The organism is Saccharothrix sp. 6-C, assembly GCF_016695385.1.
Lineage (GTDB): Bacteria > Actinomycetota > Actinomycetes > Mycobacteriales > Pseudonocardiaceae > Actinosynnema > Actinosynnema texasense.
Genome location: NZ_CP064192.1, coordinates 6,727,565 through 6,743,630, shown reverse-complemented (window position 1 = coordinate 6,743,630; position 16,066 = coordinate 6,727,565). Strand labels below are relative to the sequence as shown.

General features: G+C 72.6%; 22 protein-coding genes. 16 read left to right on the top strand and 6 right to left on the bottom strand.

What is annotated here, in order from left to right; translation table 11 throughout:
• Positions 1–78 precede the first annotated feature (78 nt).
• On the top strand, positions 79–669 hold the full coding sequence (locus tag IOD16_RS28450; protein ID WP_123746152.1) for a TetR/AcrR family transcriptional regulator: 591 nt from the start codon (positions 79–81) through the stop codon (positions 667–669).
• Here the strand turns inward: IOD16_RS28450 and IOD16_RS28445 are convergent.
• Complete coding sequence (locus tag IOD16_RS28445; protein WP_123748416.1) at positions 641–1,156, bottom strand: RNA 2'-phosphotransferase; 516 nt, start codon at positions 1,154–1,156, stop codon at positions 641–643. The genes IOD16_RS28450 and IOD16_RS28445 overlap by 29 nt on opposite strands.
• A gap of 51 nt (positions 1,157–1,207) precedes the next feature.
• Entirely contained in the window at positions 1,208–1,651 is a 444-nt protein-coding gene (gene soxR, locus IOD16_RS28440) for a redox-sensitive transcriptional activator SoxR (RefSeq protein ID WP_442978134.1), read from the bottom strand.
• Between the two features lie 71 nt (positions 1,652–1,722).
• Here soxR and IOD16_RS28435 point away from each other — a divergent pair, with 71 nt between their 5' ends.
• Genes IOD16_RS28435 through priA form a run of 5 tightly spaced genes read left to right on the top strand, consistent with a single transcriptional unit; the run spans position 1,723 to position 5,244 of the window.
• Complete coding sequence (locus IOD16_RS28435) at positions 1,723–2,418, top strand: transketolase (protein ID WP_201436814.1); 696 nt, start codon at positions 1,723–1,725, stop codon at positions 2,416–2,418.
• Positions 2,415–3,314, top strand: a complete 900-nt coding sequence (locus IOD16_RS28430; protein WP_201436813.1) for a transketolase family protein — start codon at positions 2,415–2,417, stop codon at positions 3,312–3,314. The genes IOD16_RS28435 and IOD16_RS28430 overlap by 4 nt, the downstream gene beginning before the upstream one ends.
• 9 nt (positions 3,315–3,323) lie before the next feature.
• Entirely contained in the window at positions 3,324–3,794 is a 471-nt protein-coding gene (locus IOD16_RS28425) for a hypothetical protein (RefSeq protein WP_123746155.1), read from the top strand.
• Between the two features lie 58 nt (positions 3,795–3,852).
• Positions 3,853–4,488: an imidazole glycerol phosphate synthase subunit HisH gene (gene hisH / locus IOD16_RS28420; RefSeq protein ID WP_201436812.1), complete on the top strand. Its 636-nt coding sequence runs from the start codon at positions 3,853–3,855 to the stop codon at positions 4,486–4,488.
• 9 nt (positions 4,489–4,497) lie between these two features.
• A complete protein-coding gene (gene priA / locus IOD16_RS28415) occupies positions 4,498–5,244 on the top strand; it encodes a bifunctional 1-(5-phosphoribosyl)-5-((5-phosphoribosylamino)methylideneamino)imidazole-4-carboxamide isomerase/phosphoribosylanthranilate isomerase PriA (RefSeq protein WP_201436811.1) in 747 nt (248 codons plus the stop codon).
• Here the strand turns inward: priA and IOD16_RS28410 are convergent.
• The 3 genes from IOD16_RS28410 to IOD16_RS28400 all read right to left on the bottom strand — a co-directional run bounded on the left by IOD16_RS28410 (position 5,195) and on the right by IOD16_RS28400 (position 6,651).
• Positions 5,195–5,920, bottom strand: a complete 726-nt coding sequence (locus IOD16_RS28410) for a Clp protease N-terminal domain-containing protein (RefSeq protein ID WP_201436810.1) — start codon at positions 5,918–5,920, stop codon at positions 5,195–5,197. The two genes, priA and IOD16_RS28410, sit on opposite strands and share 50 nt — an antisense overlap.
• A gap of 49 nt (positions 5,921–5,969) precedes the next feature.
• Positions 5,970–6,335, bottom strand: a complete 366-nt coding sequence (locus IOD16_RS28405; protein ID WP_201436809.1) for a PPOX class F420-dependent oxidoreductase — start codon at positions 6,333–6,335, stop codon at positions 5,970–5,972.
• A gap of 112 nt (positions 6,336–6,447) precedes the next feature.
• Complete coding sequence (locus IOD16_RS28400; RefSeq protein ID WP_033437808.1) at positions 6,448–6,651, bottom strand: cold-shock protein; 204 nt, start codon at positions 6,649–6,651, stop codon at positions 6,448–6,450.
• A gap of 329 nt (positions 6,652–6,980) precedes the next feature.
• Between IOD16_RS28400 and hisF the strand changes: the two genes are divergently transcribed.
• Genes hisF through hisI form a run of 3 tightly spaced genes read left to right on the top strand, consistent with a single transcriptional unit; the run spans position 6,981 to position 8,481 of the window.
• The gene (gene hisF, locus IOD16_RS28395) at positions 6,981–7,754 is read left to right on the top strand and encodes an imidazole glycerol phosphate synthase subunit HisF (RefSeq protein ID WP_123746160.1); all 774 of its coding nucleotides are present in this window, start codon (positions 6,981–6,983) and stop codon (positions 7,752–7,754) included.
• Positions 7,754–8,131 carry a hypothetical protein gene (locus IOD16_RS28390; protein WP_201436808.1) on the top strand — a complete coding sequence of 126 codons (378 nt, stop codon included), beginning with the start codon at positions 7,754–7,756 and terminating at the stop codon, positions 8,129–8,131. The genes hisF and IOD16_RS28390 overlap by 1 nt, the downstream gene beginning before the upstream one ends.
• A complete protein-coding gene (gene hisI, locus IOD16_RS28385) occupies positions 8,128–8,481 on the top strand; it encodes a phosphoribosyl-AMP cyclohydrolase (protein WP_123746162.1) in 354 nt (117 codons plus the stop codon). Before IOD16_RS28390 ends, hisI begins: the two co-directional genes overlap by 4 nt.
• Before the next feature lie 4 nt (positions 8,482–8,485).
• On the opposite strand, the gene IOD16_RS28380 is transcribed toward hisI, so the two are convergent.
• Entirely contained in the window at positions 8,486–9,106 is a 621-nt protein-coding gene (locus IOD16_RS28380) for a TetR/AcrR family transcriptional regulator (RefSeq protein ID WP_201441611.1), read from the bottom strand.
• An 88-nt stretch (positions 9,107–9,194) separates the two neighbouring features.
• Between IOD16_RS28380 and IOD16_RS28375 the strand changes: the two genes are divergently transcribed.
• From IOD16_RS28375 to lgt, 7 genes are all read left to right on the top strand, one after another.
• Entirely contained in the window at positions 9,195–10,736 is a 1,542-nt protein-coding gene (locus IOD16_RS28375) for an anthranilate synthase component I (RefSeq protein WP_201436807.1), read from the top strand.
• Positions 10,729–11,217 carry a Trp biosynthesis-associated membrane protein gene (locus tag IOD16_RS28370; RefSeq protein WP_236594437.1) on the top strand — a complete coding sequence of 163 codons (489 nt, stop codon included), beginning with the start codon at positions 10,729–10,731 and terminating at the stop codon, positions 11,215–11,217. Before IOD16_RS28375 ends, IOD16_RS28370 begins: the two co-directional genes overlap by 8 nt.
• A gap of 210 nt (positions 11,218–11,427) precedes the next feature.
• Positions 11,428–12,237 (top strand): indole-3-glycerol phosphate synthase TrpC, encoded by an 810-nt coding sequence (trpC, locus tag IOD16_RS28365; RefSeq protein ID WP_123746165.1) that lies wholly within the window; start codon positions 11,428–11,430, stop codon positions 12,235–12,237.
• Positions 12,238–12,277: 40 nt separating this feature from the next.
• A complete protein-coding gene (gene trpB / locus IOD16_RS28360; RefSeq protein ID WP_201436806.1) occupies positions 12,278–13,501 on the top strand; it encodes a tryptophan synthase subunit beta in 1,224 nt (407 codons plus the stop codon).
• On the top strand, positions 13,498–14,283 hold the full coding sequence (trpA, locus tag IOD16_RS28355) for a tryptophan synthase subunit alpha (RefSeq protein WP_123746167.1): 786 nt from the start codon (positions 13,498–13,500) through the stop codon (positions 14,281–14,283). The genes trpB and trpA overlap by 4 nt, the downstream gene beginning before the upstream one ends.
• A 151-nt stretch (positions 14,284–14,434) precedes the next feature.
• The gene (locus IOD16_RS28350; RefSeq protein ID WP_201436805.1) at positions 14,435–15,010 is read left to right on the top strand and encodes a Uma2 family endonuclease; all 576 of its coding nucleotides are present in this window, start codon (positions 14,435–14,437) and stop codon (positions 15,008–15,010) included.
• A 35-nt stretch (positions 15,011–15,045) separates the two neighbouring features.
• Positions 15,046–16,062, top strand: a complete 1,017-nt coding sequence (gene lgt / locus IOD16_RS28345) for a prolipoprotein diacylglyceryl transferase (RefSeq protein WP_236594436.1) — start codon at positions 15,046–15,048, stop codon at positions 16,060–16,062.
• Positions 16,063–16,066: the final 4 nt, after the last annotated feature.

Sequence of the window (16,066 nt, the reverse complement as noted above, 5' to 3'; positions counted from 1 at the left end):
CCTACGTTCGGCGCACCCGTGTTGAACGTTCGGGGCGGCGGCCGCGGTCGGTTTGGCTGTCTGCGTATGGTTGGTCACATGTCGTCACCGGCTGAGGCCGCCATCACCGTCGGTCGTCCTCGGGAGCGGGCCGACGCGGCCCGCAACAGGGCCCGCGTGCTCGCCGCGGCGGAAGAGGTGTTCGCCGCCGCCGGTGGGGCGGTGGGCGTGACGATGGAGGACATCGCGCGCGCCGCGGGCGTGGGCCGGGCGACGCTCTACCGGCGCTACCCGGACACGACGTCGATCGCGCAGGCGCTGCTGGACGAGCACGAGTCCGAGATCAAGGACCGCATCCTCACCGGCCCCCCGCCGCTGGGTCCGGGCGCGTCGCCGGACGAGCGGCTGGCCGCGTTCTACCGGACCATGGTCGGCCTGCTGGAACGGCACCTGCACCTGGTGCTCGGCGCGGAGACGGGCCGGGCGCGGTTCCGGGCGGGCGCTTACGGCTTCTGGCGGCGGCACGTCGCCTCGCTCGTGGACGGCGCGCCGGCGGCCGTGGTGGACGCCCTGATGGCGCCGCTGGCCCCGGAGGTCTACCAGTACCAGAGACAGGTGCGCGGTCTCGGCCCGGACGAGGTGGTCGCGGGCCTCGACTGGCTCACGAGACGTGTTCTCGCAGGTAGTTAGGCGGCACGGCGGGCACCAGCCACACGCCGTTGGCGCTCACCCGGAACTCGTGGCCGTCGGCGGCCATGGCGGCGGCGTCGACCACCAGCACCACCGGCTTGCCGCGCCGCGACCCGACCCGCACGGCCGTGTCGACGGTCGCGGACAGGTGCACGTCGTGCCGCGCCATCGGCCGCAGCCCGTCCCGGAAGATGTGGGGCAGGGACGGGCCGACCGTCCCGTGGTACAGCTCGGCGGGCGGTTCGGCCACCGGCAGGTCCAGCGACACCTCCACGGTGTGGCCCTGGTTGGCCCGGATGCGCCCGTCCTCGATCGCGAACCGCTGCTTGTCGTTGGTCGCCACCACTTCCAGCACCTGCGCCCGGGTCACGCCCAGCGCGCGCACGAACTCCTCCAGGTCCACCCAGCCCGCCGGGTCCAGGGTCAACCCGAGCCGTTGCGGGTCGTGGCGCAGGGTCTTCGCCATCCGCTTCGACAAGCGGACCATCTGCTTCTGCTCTTGCACGACTACCAGTGCAGCACGCGGCACAACCACATTTCACGTGCCGCCTTCGAGGGCCGGCTTGAGCTTGGGGGCGCCGGGCCCGTCGGCGGCCTGCTCGTCGTCCAGGTTGTGCAGCGTGCAGCTGCGCAGCGACAGGCACCCGCACCCGATGCACGACGTCAGCCGGTCGCGCAGCCGCCGCAGCGCGTCGATCCGCGCGTCCAGCTCCACCTGCCAGCTCGCTGACAGCCTGCTCCAGTCGGTCTTGGTGGGTGTGCGGTTCTCCGGCAGCGTCGCCAGCGCGTCGTGCACGTCCTCCAGCGACAGCCCGACCCGCTGCGCGGTGCGGATGAACGCCAACCGCCGCAGCACGTGCCGGGGGTAGCGGCGCTGGTTGCCGGCCGTGCGCTCGGAGGCGATCAGCCCTCTCTCCTCGTAGAACCTCAACGCGGTGTGCGGCACGCCGCTGCGCTCGGCCACCTGGCCGATGGTCAACATCTCCGGCAACTTGCTCACGTGCCCATCCTAGGTCTTGACCTCGACCTAAGTCGAAGTTGTTTCGTGATGTCATGGGAGTCAAGGGCAAGTCGGGCTTCGCGGACATCCCCGCGCTGTTCCGGCGGATGACAGGGGACGAGAAGCACGAGTGGGCGGCGGCGTCCACGCTGGACGTGCTGTGGGTGCTCTACGACCGGGTGCTGGACGTCTCGCCGGACCGGGTGGACGACCCGGACCGCGACCGGTTCCTGCTGTCCAAGGGGCACGGCCCGATGGCGTACTACGCCGTGCTGGCCGCGAAGGGCTACCTCGAACCGTCCACTCTGGACAGGTGGACGGCGTGGGACTCGCCGCTGGGCCAGCACCCGGACCGCGTGCTGGTCAACGGCGTCGAGATCAGCAGCGGCTCGCTCGGGCACGGGCTGCCGATCGCCGTGGGCACCGCGCTCGGCCTGCGCTTGCAGGGACGGGCCGCGCGGACGTTCGTGCTGCTCGGGGACGCGGAGCTGGACGAGGGCAGCAACCACGAGGCGATCGCGCTGGCCGGTCGGCTCGGCCTGGACCGGCTCGTCGCCGTGGTGGTGGACAACGCCTCCGGCACGCACGGCTGGCCGGGCGGAGTGGCGAAGCGGTTCGAGGTCGAGGGCTGGCAGACGTCCACAGTGGACGGTCGGGATCACGGCGCGCTGCACGAGGCGTTCACGCGGGACCACCCCGGCCGGCCCTCGGTCGTGGTGGCGGAGATCGGCGAGGGGGAGCGGGGATGACCTCGATGCGACAGGTGTTCGTGGACACCGTCGAGGACGTGATGCGACACGACCCGAGGGTCGCGGTCGTGCTGGCGGAGATCTCCCGGGACGTGTTCGCGCCGCACGAGCGGGTGATCAACGTCGGCATCCGCGAGCAGGCCATGGTCGGCGTCGGCGCGGGGCTGGCGTTGAGCGGGCTGCGGCCCGTGGTGCACACCTACGCCCCGTTCCTGGTCGAGCGGCCGTTCGAGCAGATCAAGCTCGACTTCGGCCACCAGGACCTGGGCGGGGTGTTGGTCAGCATCGGCGGCTCCTACGACGACCCGGTCTGGGGCCGCACGCACCAGGCGCCCGGCGACGTGGCGCTGTTCGACACGCTGCCCGGCTGGACGGTGCGCGTGCCGGGCCACCCGGCGGAGGTGGGGCCGATCGTGCGGGACGCGCTAAAGCGCGACGACCGGGTCTACCTCCGGCTTTCCCTGCGCGAGAACACCGCGCCGCACCCGGTGGTCGAGGGGTTCACCGAGGTGCGGCACGGCGGCCGGGGCGTGGTGGTGGCGGTGGGGCCGATGCTCGACACCGTGCTAACGGCCACCCGGGACGCGGACGTGACCGTGCTCTACGCGACCACCGTGCGGCCGTTCGACGCGGCCGGGCTCCAAGCGGCGGTGGACCGCGCCGGGCGGGCCGACGTGCTGCTGGTCGAGCCGTACCTGGAGGGCACGTCGGCGCACCTGGCGGCCGAGGCGCTGGCGGACGTGCCGCACCGGCTGCGGTCGCTCGGCGTGCGGCGCGACGCCGAGCTGCGGGCCTACGGCACGGCCGAGGACCACGATTCGGCGCACGACCTCGACGTGCTCGGCGTCGCCGCGGCCGTGCGTCGGATGTTCGGCCATCCGGCCGCTGCGGCATGATCTCTGCCTGTGAGCGTGCCGAGAACCCTGATCTGGACACCCGCGCCGACCGCGGAGCTGCAGCTGAACCTGCACCGCGCCGCCGCGGGGCCCGCGGCGCTCGTCCCGGTGGCCTCCGGGACGGTGCTGCTGCCGCGCAGGCAGATCGGGTTCCCGGCGGCGCTGCGGCTGACCGAGCAGGTCCGGGGGACCGGCGTGGCGGCGCTGCTGCTGCGCTGGTCCCCCACCGCCGAGGTGTGGACCGACGGTGAACGGGCGGGGTCGACGGGCTCGGCGCGCCGGCTGGTCGGCCTGGTGCGCTGGTGGCGGCTCGACGCCCGGCCGCGGCCCGTCGACCTGCCCGCCGACGTCGCCGAGGTGCGGTCCCTGGTGGACGAGGGCCGCGCCGACACGTGGGTGACCGCCCTGCCGGACCGGGCGGGCCTGCCGATCAACACCGTCCTGCCGGTGGTCCCGGTGACGCAGGGCGGGTTGGCCTGACCGGGGGCTGTGCCCGACCGCACGCCGCTGGTCGCGGGGCGGCGACTAGGCTGGACGGGTGCCCAAGGTCGTTGTGCTGGACTACGGATTCGGCAACATCCGCTCCGCCGAGCGCGCCCTGCAGCGCGTCGGCGCCGACGTCGAGGTGACCGCCGACCACCGGGCCGCGCTCGACGCGGACGGCCTGGTGGTGCCCGGTGTCGGCGCCTTCGCCGCCTGCATGGCCGGGCTGGACGCGATCAGGGGCGGCCGGCTCATCGGCCAACGGCTCGCGGGCGGGCGCCCCGTGCTCGGCATCTGCGTCGGCATGCAGATCCTGTTCGAACGCGGCATCGAGCACGGCGTGCTCACCGAGGGCTGCGGCGAGTGGCCCGGCACCGTGGAGCGGCTGGCCGCGCCCGTCGTGCCCCACATGGGCTGGAACACCGTCCGCGCCCCCGGGTCCACCGCGCTGTTCGCCGGCCTCGACCCCGACACCCGGTACTACTTCGTGCACTCCTACGGCGTGCGCGAGTGGGAGCTGCCGGAGTCCGACGTGCTCCGCGCGCCGCTGGTGACGTGGGCCGAGCACGGCGGCGACGAGTTCGTCGCGGCGGTGGAGAACGGGCCGCTGTGGGCCACCCAGTTCCACCCGGAGAAGTCCGGCGACGCGGGCGCGCACCTGCTGGAGAACTGGCTCAAGAGCGTCAACTAGGCTGAACGCGTGACTTTCACGCTGCTCCCGGCTGTTGACGTGGCCGATGGCCTGGCCGTTCGGCTCGTGCAGGGCGAGGCCGGCACCGAGACCAACTACGGCGACCCGCTGGACGCCGCGCTCGCCTGGCAGCGCGACGGCGCCGAGTGGGTGCACCTGGTCGACCTCGACGCCGCGTTCGGCCGCGGCAGCAACCGCGAGCTGCTGGCCCGCGTGGTCGGCGAGCTGGACGTCCGGGTCGAGCTGTCCGGCGGCATCCGCGACGACGCGTCGCTGGCCGCCGCGCTGGCGACCGGCTGCGCGCGGGTGAACCTGGGCACCGCCGCCCTGGAGGACCCGGTGTGGTGCGCGAAGGTCGTCGCCGAGCACGGCGACAAGGTCGCGGTCGGCCTCGACGTGCGGATCACCGAGCAGGGCCACCGGGTGGCCGCGCGCGGCTGGACGAAGGACGGCGGCGACCTGTGGGAGGTGCTGGAGCGGCTGGACCGCGACGGCTGCGCCCGCTACGTGGTCACCGACGTCGGCAAGGACGGCACGCTCCAGGGCCCGAACGTGGACCTGCTGCGCGAGGTGTGCGCGCGCACCGACGCGCCGGTGATCGCCTCCGGCGGCGTGTCCAGTGTGGACGACCTGGTCGCGCTGGCCGCGTTGTCCCGCGACGGTGTCGAGGGCGCGATCGTGGGCAAGGCGCTCTACGCGGGCGCGTTCACGCTCCCCGAGGCGCTGGCCGCGGTCCGCGATCGATCGCGGCCTTGATCTCGCGGACGATGTAGGCCTCCGCGGCTGCCTCGGTGACGCCCGTGCGTTCGAGGGCCTTGGCCGCGGCGCCTTCCCCTTCGGCGAGCAGGCCGAGCAGCAGGTGCTCGGTGCCGACGAACGCGTGGCCCTGGCGCAGCGACGCCCGCACGGCCAGTTCCAGCGCCTTCTTGCAGTGCGTGGTGAACGGCTGCGGGTCGGGCCGCTGCCGGACCGCGCCGTCCAGCTCGCCGAGCACGGCCATCCGCGTGGTGCCCTCCGACGCCTCCAGCTCGGCGATCGTCTTGGCGGCGAGGCCGCCGGACTCGTCGAGCAGGCCGAGCAGGACGTGCTCGGTGCCGATGTGCTCGCTGAACCGGGCGTGGTGGCGGGCCAGCACGACGACCCGCCGGGCCCGGTCGGTGTAGCGGTCGAAGCTCGGCTTCAGGTCGGGCGACTCCTTGGGCACGAACCGCTTCTGCGCGGCCTGCTTGGTGACGCCGAGGCTCACGCCGATCTCGGCCCAGCTCGCGCCCGCGCGGCGCGCCTCGTCCACGAAGTGCCCGATGAGGTGGTCGCCCAGCTCGTCGAGCTGGCCGCTGAGCCGCACGGCGGCGGACAGCCTGCCCAGCACGTCGGTGTGCTCCGACGCGACGGTGACGATGAGGTCGGTGAGCTGGACCGGGGGCGCTACCACCCGTCAACTGTAGGTTGACGCAGTGCGACGGGTCAACCTCGGGTTGACGCTAGGCGGGTGTGATCTCGATGCCGATCGTGCCGTCGCGGCCCCGCCGCAGCCGGCTGCCGAGCAGCGACAGCTTGCCCACCACGCCGTACTTCTTCGCGATGAGGGACCGGACCCGGTCGCTGCCGGGGCCGTCGAGCAGCCGCGCGGTGGCCGGGATCTGCTCGCCCGTGGGTTTGCCCCGGACGTCGCACGGTCCGATGCGCACGTCGCCGCTGCGGCGGATGCGCTTGACCTTGCCCGCGTCGGCGGCGGACCACGCGTACAGCGTGCCGTCCCCGCCCGCGACCCACACGGGGGTCGGCACGGCGGTGCCGTCCTTGCGGAAGGTGGTCAACAACAGGTACTTGCCGGCTGCGAGGTCCATGTCCGGCAACGTTAGCCGTGGTCGGCGCGTCCGCCCGTCCCGGACGGGGCCCGACACGCGGAAGAGCCCCGCTCCCACGAGGGGAACGGGGCTCTTCACGAGCAACGCCAGGTCAGATGACCGTCACGTTCGTCGCCTGGGGGCCCTTGGCACCCTGGCCGACGTCGAAGCTCACCCGCTGGTTCTCCTCCAGGCTGCGGTAGCCGCCGCTCTGGATCTCCGAGTAGTGCACGAACACGTCCGCGCCGCCATCCTCGGGGGAGATGAAGCCGAAGCCCTTCTCCGAGTTGAACCACTTCACGGTGCCCTGCGCCATCTTTGTACTCCTCATACAGCTACCAACGGGGCGAACGCACCCGCTGGGGCCGGTCCAAACGCTGACCCTGAGGAATCACACGCTCAAACAATGTTTCGCGAGCGTGGATGACACGAACACAAAACTTGCGACCTCCACAAGTGAACCACACTTTCGCCGCCACGTCGCCCACTGACGCCCACGAATCCCACGTTCAGGTGTTGTGAGCCCCACGTTTACCGCGCGCGTGTCCCGCGTCGCGGTCGCGCGCGCCCACGACCGCGACGCCCGCGCCGAGCGCTCAGGCACCGGAAGCCGGCCGCTCAGGGCGTCCCCGTAGGCTTTTGGCCATGTCAGTCGCGGTGCGCGTGATCCCCTGCCTGGACGTCGACCGGGGCAGGGTCGTGAAGGGCGTGAACTTCACCAACCTCGTCGACGCCGGCGACCCGGTCGAGCTGGCGCGGGCCTACGACGCGGAGGGCGCGGACGAGCTGACGTTCCTCGACGTGACGGCGTCCTCCAGCGACCGGGAGACCACCTTCGACGTGGTCCGGCGCACGGCGGAGCAGGTCTTCATCCCGCTGACCGTGGGCGGGGGCGTGCGCAGCGCGGACGACGTGGACAAGCTGCTGCGCGCCGGCGCGGACAAGGTGAGCGTGAACACGGCCGCCATCGCCCGCCCCGAGCTGCTCGGCGAGCTGTCGCGCCGCTTCGGCGCCCAGTGCATCGTGCTGTCGGTGGACGCGCGCCGCGTGCCCGAGGGCGAGCAGCCCACCCCGTCGGGGTTCGAGGTCACCACGCACGGCGGGCGCAAGGGCACCGGCATCGACGCGGTCGAGTGGGCGGCCCGGGGTCAGGAGCTGGGCGTGGGCGAGATCCTGCTCAACTCGATGGACGCCGACGGCACCAAGGCCGGGTTCGACCTGGAGCTGATCCGGCTCACCCGCGCGGTGGTGGACGTGCCGTTGATCGCCAGCGGCGGCGCGGGCGCGGTGGAGCACTTCCCGCCGGCCGTGGCCGAGGGCGCGGACGCCGTGCTCGCGGCCAGCGTCTTCCACTTCGGCACGCTGCGCATCGGCGACGTGAAGCAGGGCCTGCGCGACGCGGGCGTGGAGGTGCGCTGATGCCGAACCCGCGCAACGCGCCCACCGAGGTGTTCCTCGCGATCCTGATCGGCGCGGCGGGCGGCCTGGCGTTCGTGCTGATGGGCCTGGTCCAGTGGCAGGTCGAGGACGACTCGAGCTGGGTCAGGTTCCCGGTCGTCGTCGCGGTGCTGGAGCTGCTCGCGGTCGCCGGCCTGGTGGCGCGCCCGCGCCCGGCCCGGCTGATCGCGGCGTTCGTCTTCGGCCTGGTCGCGCTGATCCACCTGCTCGCGGTGCTCAACCAGGGGCCGGTGTGGCTCCGCGTGCTCTCCGGGCTGCTGTCCGCCGTGCACGTCTTCGCCGTGGTGATGCTCAACACCAAGCCCGCCCGGATCCACTTCCTCGGAGGCCAGCGTTGACCAGCGCGCTCGACCCGTCCATCGCCTCACGGCTCAAGCGCACCGCCGACGGCCTGGTGTGCGCCGTGGCGCAGCGGAGAGGCACGGGGGAGGTGCTGATGGTGGCGTGGATGGACGACGAGGCCCTGCACCGCACGCTCACCACCCGCCGCGCCACGTACTACTCGCGCAGCCGCCGGCAGCTGTGGGTGAAGGGCGAGACGTCCGGGCACACCCAGTACGTGCACGAGGTGCGGCTGGACTGCGACGGCGACGCGCTGCTGCTCGTCGTGGACCAGGTCGGCGGGGCCTGCCACACCGGCGACGCGACCTGCTTCGACGCCACCGTGCTGCTGGGCCCGGCCGACTGACGGCTCAGCCGATGTCGCCGGTCAGGTAGCGCTGGAGGTTGGGCGCGATGGCCTTGACGACCGTTTCCACGTCCGCGGAGGCCAGCGGCTCGAACCTCACCACGTACCGGACCATGCCCATGCCGAAGATCTGGCTGGCCAGCAGGGTCGCCCGCAGCTCGGCGTCGGGCGCGTCCAGGTGCGTCACGAGCCGCTTGAGCAGGGTCTGCACGAAGAACGCGCGCAGCACGTCGGCGACCTGGCCGTGCGACGTCACGCTGCGCACCATCGCGGCGAACGGCCCGCCGCCGATGGGGTCCCACACGCCGATGAAGTTGCGCACGATCCGTTCGCCGATCTCCTCGTCCGGCCCGTCGAGCAGCCGTTCGATCAGCGCGTTGATGTCGACCGGGACGTGGAGCACGGCCTTGGCGAACAGGGCTTCCTTGCCGCCGAACCAGTGGTTGACCATGGCCGCGTCGACGCCCGCCCGCGCGGCGATGGACCGGACCGTGGCGCCCTCGTAGCCGCGTTCGACGAACACCTCGCGCGCGGCGGCCAGCAGCGCGGCCTTGGTGTCCTCGCCGCCGGACCGTCGGCCGCGGCGCTTGGGTTCGTTTTGGTGCGAGCCGGGGTTCACGCCCATCATCATGCGGGACGCCCCCAATTTTTTCAACGGGCGTTGAAATAGAGCCCCGCGCACCCGTGTAGGGGCGACCGGCACAATGTCGCCCATGGTGAGCGTCATCGGTGCAGGCGCGGGTCTGGGCGAGGTCAGCCCGACGCGCGAGGAGTTCCGCGAGCTCGCCGCCCAGCGGCGGGTCATCCCGGTGGTGCGGCGGCTGCTGGCGGACGCGGAGACGCCCGTCGGGCTGTACCGCAAGCTCGCGGCGGACCGGCCGGGCACGTTCCTGTTCGAGTCGGCCGAGAACGGCCGCTCCTGGTCGCGCTGGTCGTTCGTCGGCGCGCGCAGCGCGGGCGCGTTGACCGCGACCGGCGGCGAGGCGTTCTGGCTCGGCCCGCACCCCGTCGGCCTGCCCGAGGGCGGCGACCCGCTGGTGGCGCTGCGCGAGACCATCGAGGTGCTGCGCACCGACCCGCTGCCCGGCCTGCCCCCGCTGACCGGCGGGATGGTCGGCTACATCGGCTACGACGCCGTGCGGCGGCTGGAGCGGCTGCCGTCGCTGGCCGAGGACGACCTGAAGGTGCCGGAGCTGGTGATGCTGCTGGCCACCGACCTGGCCGCGCTGGACCACCACGAGGGCACCGTCACGCTCATCGCCAACGCCATCAACTGGGACGACTCGCCGGAACGCGTGGACGCGGCCTACGACGACGCGGTGACCAGGCTCGACGTGATGACGCAGGACCTGCAGAGCCCCGCGCCGCCCACGGTCGCGGTGTTCGCCCGGCCCAAGCCGGAGTTCGTGCGCCGCCGCTCGCAGCAGGAGCACTACGCGGTCGTGGAGAAGGCCAAGGAGGCCATCCGGGCCGGCGAGGCGTTCCAGGTCGTGCTGTCGCAGCGGTTCGAGATGCGCACCACCGCCGACCCGCTCGACATCTACCGCGTGCTGCGCACGTCCAACCCCAGCCCGTACATGTACCTGCTGCGGCTGGACGACTTCGACATCGTCGGGTGCAGCCCGGAATCGTTGGTGACCGTGCGCGACGGCAAGGCCACCACTCACCCGATCGCGGGCACCCGGTGGAGGGGCGTCGACGACGAGGAAGACGCCCTGCTGGAGAAGGACCTGCTGGCCGACCACAAGGAACGCGCCGAGCACCTTATGCTGGTCGACCTGGGCCGCAACGACCTGGGCCGGGTGTGCAAGCCGGGCTCGGTGACCGTCGTCGACTTCTTCAAGGTCGAGCGGTACAGCCACGTCATGCACATCGTGTCCACGGTCAGCGGCGAGCTGGCCGAGGGCCGCACGGCGTTCGACGCGGTCGCGGCGTGCTTCCCGGCGGGCACCCTGTCCGGCGCGCCCAAGCCGCGCGCGATGGAGCTGATCGAGGAGCTGGAGCCCACCCGGCGCGGCCTGTACGGCGGCGTCGTCGGCTACCTGGACTTCGCGGGCGACGCGGACACCGCGATCGCCATCCGCACCGCCCTGGTGCGCGACGGCGTGGCGTACGTGCAGGCCGGCGGCGGCATCGTGGCCGACTCCGACCCCGTCGCCGAGGACAACGAGTGCCTGAACAAGGCGGGCGCGGTGCTCTCGGCGATCGCGACCGCGCAGACCATGGCCCCGGCGGTGGACCCGGCCCGTGTCTGAGGAGTCCGGCGCCCGGCCCGGCAGGCGTCCACTGTGGATCGTGGTGGCGCTGCTGCTGCTCGGCGCGGTGGCGCTGTGGGGCGCTTCCGCCCTGTCCTGGGACGCTTCGGCGGACCGAAGCGGCGGCGACGTCGTGCCCGCGCTGACCCCGTTGGCGCTGCTGTGCCTGGCCGCCATCGCCGCCGTGGTGGCGTTGAGCGGCTGGGTGCGGCGCCTGCTCGGCGCCGTGGTGCTGCTGGCGGGCGCGGCGGCGGCGTTCCAAGGGGTGGACGCCGACGGCCCGGTGACCGGCCGGGGGCTCGTGCTGCTGGGCGCGGCGCTCGCGGTCGCGGCGGGCGTCCTGCTCGTCGTGCGCGGTCCGGCCATGCCACGCCTGGGCGGCGGGTACCAGACGCCCGGCGCGGCCAAGCGGACCGCCGATCCCGAGCGGGAGCTGTGGAACGCGCTGGAGCGCGGCGACGATCCCACGGACCGGGACTGACGTCGCGCTGACGGCGGGCTGACCCACCGGTACCGCACGTTCGCGCACGTCGGCCCGGAAGGGCGCTGGTCAACCGGGCGAACGCGCCTACCCCGGTGGCCGGACGGGGTTCGCTGCGGGGTTAGCATCCTCGTGGCGGGAAGGGGAGCATGACGTGCGGGAGCTTGCGACTGAACCGGAAGGTCTGACGGAGTCGAGCGAGGTGCGCGGATGACCGTGCTCGAGTCGATCATCGAAGGCGTCCGCGAGGACCTCGCCGCGCGCGAGGCGGCACTGCCCTTCGACGTGCTCAGGGAGAAGGCGACGAAGGTGTCGCCGCCGCAGGACGTGATGTCGATCCTGCGCGGACCGGGCGTCGGCGTGATCGCCGAGGTCAAGCGGCGCAGCCCGTCCAAGGGGCAGCTGGCCGACATCCCGGAGCCCGCGGAGCTCGCCGCGCAGTACGAGCTGGGCGGCGCGCGGGCGATCAGCGTGCTGACCGAGGGGCGTCGGTTCGGCGGGTCGCTGGAGGACTTCGACGCCGTTCGCGCGGCGGTGGGCGTGCCCCTGTTGCGCAAGGACTTCATCGTCAGCCCGTACCAGGTGCACGAGGCGCGCCTGCACGGCGCCGACCTGGTGCTGCTGATCGTGGCGGCGCTGGAGCAGAACGCGCTGGTGTCCCTGCTCGACCGGGTGGAGTCGCTCGGCATGACGGCCCTGGTCGAGGTGCACACGGCCGAGGAGGCCGACCGGGCGCTGGAGGCTGGCGCGAGCGTCATCGGCGTGAACGCGCGCAACCTGCACACCCTGGAAGTGGACAAGGACGTGTTCGGGCGGATCGCGCCCGGCCTGCCCTTCGACACCATCAAGATCGCCGAGTCCGGCGTGTCCGGGCCGGGCGACCTGATGGCGTACGCGGGCGCGGGCGCCGACGCGGTGCTGGTCGGCGAGAGCCTGGTCACGAGCGGCGACCCCAAGGTCGCGGTGAACAAGCTGGTGACGGCGGGGTCGCACCCCGCGTGTCCCCGGCCGAGCCGGTAAGAACCCCGTCAGACGGGTTACCCACCGCAGAGGAGAGCGCATGTCGCGCGGCCAGTTGGCTCCGACACCCCACGACCCGGACGAGCGGGGCCACTTCGGGCCGTGGGGCGGCCGGTTCATGCCGGAAGCGCTCATCGCCGCGGTGGACGAGCTCGCCGCGTTCTACGAGAAGGCGCGGGTCGACCCCGAGTTCCTGGACGAGTTCGCCCGGCTGCTGCGCGACTTCGCCGGACGCCCGTCGCTGCTCACGGAGGCGCCGAAGTTCGCCGCCCACGCGGGCGGCGCACGGGTGTTCCTCAAGCGCGAGGACCTCAACCACACCGGCTCGCACAAGATCAACAACGTGCTCGGGCAGGCGTTGCTGACCAAGCGGATGGGCAAGAAGCGGGTCATCGCCGAGACCGGCGCGGGCCAGCACGGCGTGGCCACCGCCACCGCCTGCGCCCTGATGGGCCTGGACTGCGTCGTCTACATGGGCGAGGTCGACACCGAGCGGCAGGCCCTCAACGTGGCCCGGATGCGGCTGCTCGGCGCGAAGGTCATCCCGGTGAAGACCGGCTCGCGCACGCTGAAGGACGCCATCAACGAGGCGCTGCGCGACTGGGTCGCCAACGTCGACGACACGCACTACCTGCTCGGCACCGCCGCCGGGCCGCACCCGTTCCCGGTGCTCGTGCGCGACTTCCACCGGATCATCGGCATCGAGGCGCGCGAGCAGGTCCTGGAGAAGGCGGGCCGGCTGCCGGACGTGGTGGCCGCGTGCGTCGGCGGCGGGTCGAACGCCATCGGCATCTTCCACGGCTTCATCGACGACCCGTCCGTGCGGCTGGTCGGCCTGGAGCCCGGCGGCGACGGCATCGAGACCGCCCGGCACGGCGCGACGCTGACCGCGGGCACGCCCGGGTCGCTGCACGGCGCCATGTCGTACGTGCTGCAGGACGCCGACGGGCAGATCGCCGAGGCGCACTCCATCTCGGCCGGTCTCGACTACCCCGGCGTCGGCCCCGAGCACGCGTTCCTGAAGGACAGCGGACGGGCCGAGTACCGGCCGGTGACCGACGCCCAGGCGATGGAGGCGTTCGCGCTGCTGTCGCGGGAGGAGGGCATCATCCCGGCGGTCGAGTCGGCCCACGCCCTGGCCGGCGCGCTGGTGCTGGGCCGCGAGCTGGGCCCCGAGGGGCTGATCCTGGTCAACCTGTCCGGGCGCGGCGACAAGGACATGGACACCGCGATCAAGTGGTTCGGGCTGGGGGTGGAGTCGTGAGCAGGCTTGATCCGGTTTTCTCGGCTTGTCGGGCGGAGTCGCGGGCGGCCCTGATCGGGTACCTGCCCGCCGGGTACCCCACGCTCGAGGGCTCGAAGGACGTGCTGCGGACGATGGTGTCCTCCGGCTGCGACCTGGTGGAGGTCGGCCTGCCGTTCTCCGACCCGGTGATGGACGGCGTGACCATCCAGCGCGCGGCCGAGCAGGCGCTGCGCGGCGGGTTCCGGGTGCGGGACCTGTTCGGCGTGGTCGAATCGGTCGCCGAAGCCGGTGGCCGCGCGGTCGTGATGACGTACTGGAACCCGGTGCTGGCCTACGGGGTGGACCGGTTCGCGCGCGACCTGGCCGCGGCCGGCGGGCTGGGCGTCATCACGCCCGACCTCGTGCCCGACGAGGGCGCCGAGTGGATCGCGGCGACGGACGCGCACGACCTGGACCGGATCTTCCTGGTCGCGCCGTCCTCCACGGAGGAGCGGATCTCGCTGACGGCCCGGTCGTCGCGCGGGTTCCTGTACGCGACGTCCGTGATGGGTGTGACAGGTGCGCGCGACGTCGTGTCCACGGCGGCCCCGGCGCTGGTCAAGCGGGTCCGCGAGCACACCGACCTGCCGATCGGCGTCGGGCTCGGGGTGCGCAACGGCGCCCAGGCGGCGGAGCTGGCGGCGTTCGCGGACGGGGTCATCGTGGGCTCGGCGTTCGTGTCGGCCGTGCAGGACGACACGGTGGCGGCGCTGACCGAGGAGTTGGCCGGCGGGGTGCGCCAAGCTGCCGCAGCCGTATAGCACACTCGTTCGAGTGAACTAGTCCGTTCGGCGGCTCCTGCGGCTCGAAACTGTCGGTGGTCGTGGGCATCCTGGGCTCGTGATCAAGCCCGTCCACGACCCGACGTGCGACACTGGCGTGCGTCGGGCTGCCCCCGGGAGGTGATGTCGCATGGCCCTGCCGGCGGACTACGAACACGACCTCGGTCATCCTGCCCCCTGGTTTCGCCACGAAGGGCCCTGGACCCTCGACGACGTCCTCGCGCTACCCGAGGACCTGTCGCAGCGGGTCGAGCTGGTGGACGGGGCGCTGATCGTGAGCCCTCTCGGGGACCTCCTGCACCAGAGCCTCGTCGGCGACGTGTACTTCGGCCTGCGGACGGCTTGCCCACCCGACTACCAGGTGCTGCCCGGCTTCAACCTCGGCCTGTCTCCCACCCGGATGCTCATCCCCGACTTCGGTGTCGTCGTGCGCGGACGTACCGGCCTGGTGCTGCCCGTCGAGGACCTGGTCCTGGCCGGCGAGGTCTTGTCACCGAGCACGCGACAGCAGGACCTGACGCTCAAGCGAGACCTGTACGCGGTGGGCGGAGTGCCGTTCTACCTGCTCGTCGACCCGGCGGGGCGCGAGCCCGTGGCGACCATGTCCGAGCTGGAGGCCGGGAAGTACGTGGAGACGGCGCGCAGCGAGGGCGGGTACCTGAAGCTCGAACGACCCTTCCCGGTAACAATCGAGCTGTCGCCGTAGGACGAACGGCCGCACCCACTACGGTGGTGGCCGTGGTGACGACTTACCTCGCGACGATCCCCAGCCCCGACCAGGGCGTGTGGCAACTGGGACCGATCCCGATCCGCGCCTACGCGCTGTGCATCATCCTCGGCATCATCCTGGCCATCTGGTGGGGTGAGCGCCGCTGGGTCGCCCGGGGCGGGCTGAAGGGCGAGGTCACCGACATCGCCGTGTTCGCGGTGCCGTTCGGGCTGGTCGGCGGTCGGCTCTACCACGTGGCGACGGACTACCACAAGTACTTCGGCGAGGGCCGCAACCCGCTCGACGCCCTGGCCATCTGGAACGGCGGCCTCGGCATCTGGGGCGCCATCGCGCTCGGCGGCGTCGGCGCGTGGATCGCGTGCCGCCGCAAGGGCATCCCGCTGCCCGCGATGGCGGACGCGCTCGCGCCCGGCATCGTCGTCGCGCAGGCCATCGGCCGCCTCGGCAACTACTTCAACCAGGAGCTCTACGGCGGCCCCACCACGCTGCCCTGGGGCCTGGAGATCTACGAGCGGGTCGACCCCGACACCGGCTTCAAGGACGACCTCGCCGGCGTGGCGCTCGACCACACGCCGATCGAGATCGTGCACCCGACGTTCCTCTACGAACTGCTGTGGAACCTCGGCGTCGCGCTGCTCATCGTCTGGGCGGACCGGAAGTTCCGGCTCGGCCACGGCCGCGTGTTCGCGCTGTACGTCGCGGGCTACACGGCCGGCCGGTTCTGGATCGAGCTGATGCGCACCGACCCGGCCACCCAGGTGTTCGGGATGCGGATCAACGTCATCACCTCCGCCGTGGTGTTCCTCGGCGCGCTCGTCTACTTCCTGCTCGCCGCGAAGAAGGGCGACCGCGAGGTCATCGTCCGCGAAGACCCCGCCGCCGAACCGGCCGAGTCCGGCTACGCGAGCACCGACGAGGACCCGCCGGCGGCGGACAGGCCGGTGGCCGACGTCGAAGGCACGACCGTCCCCGACACGAAGACCGCGTCCGACAAGCCCGCGAACACCGGCGACAAGCCGGACCAGTAGACCG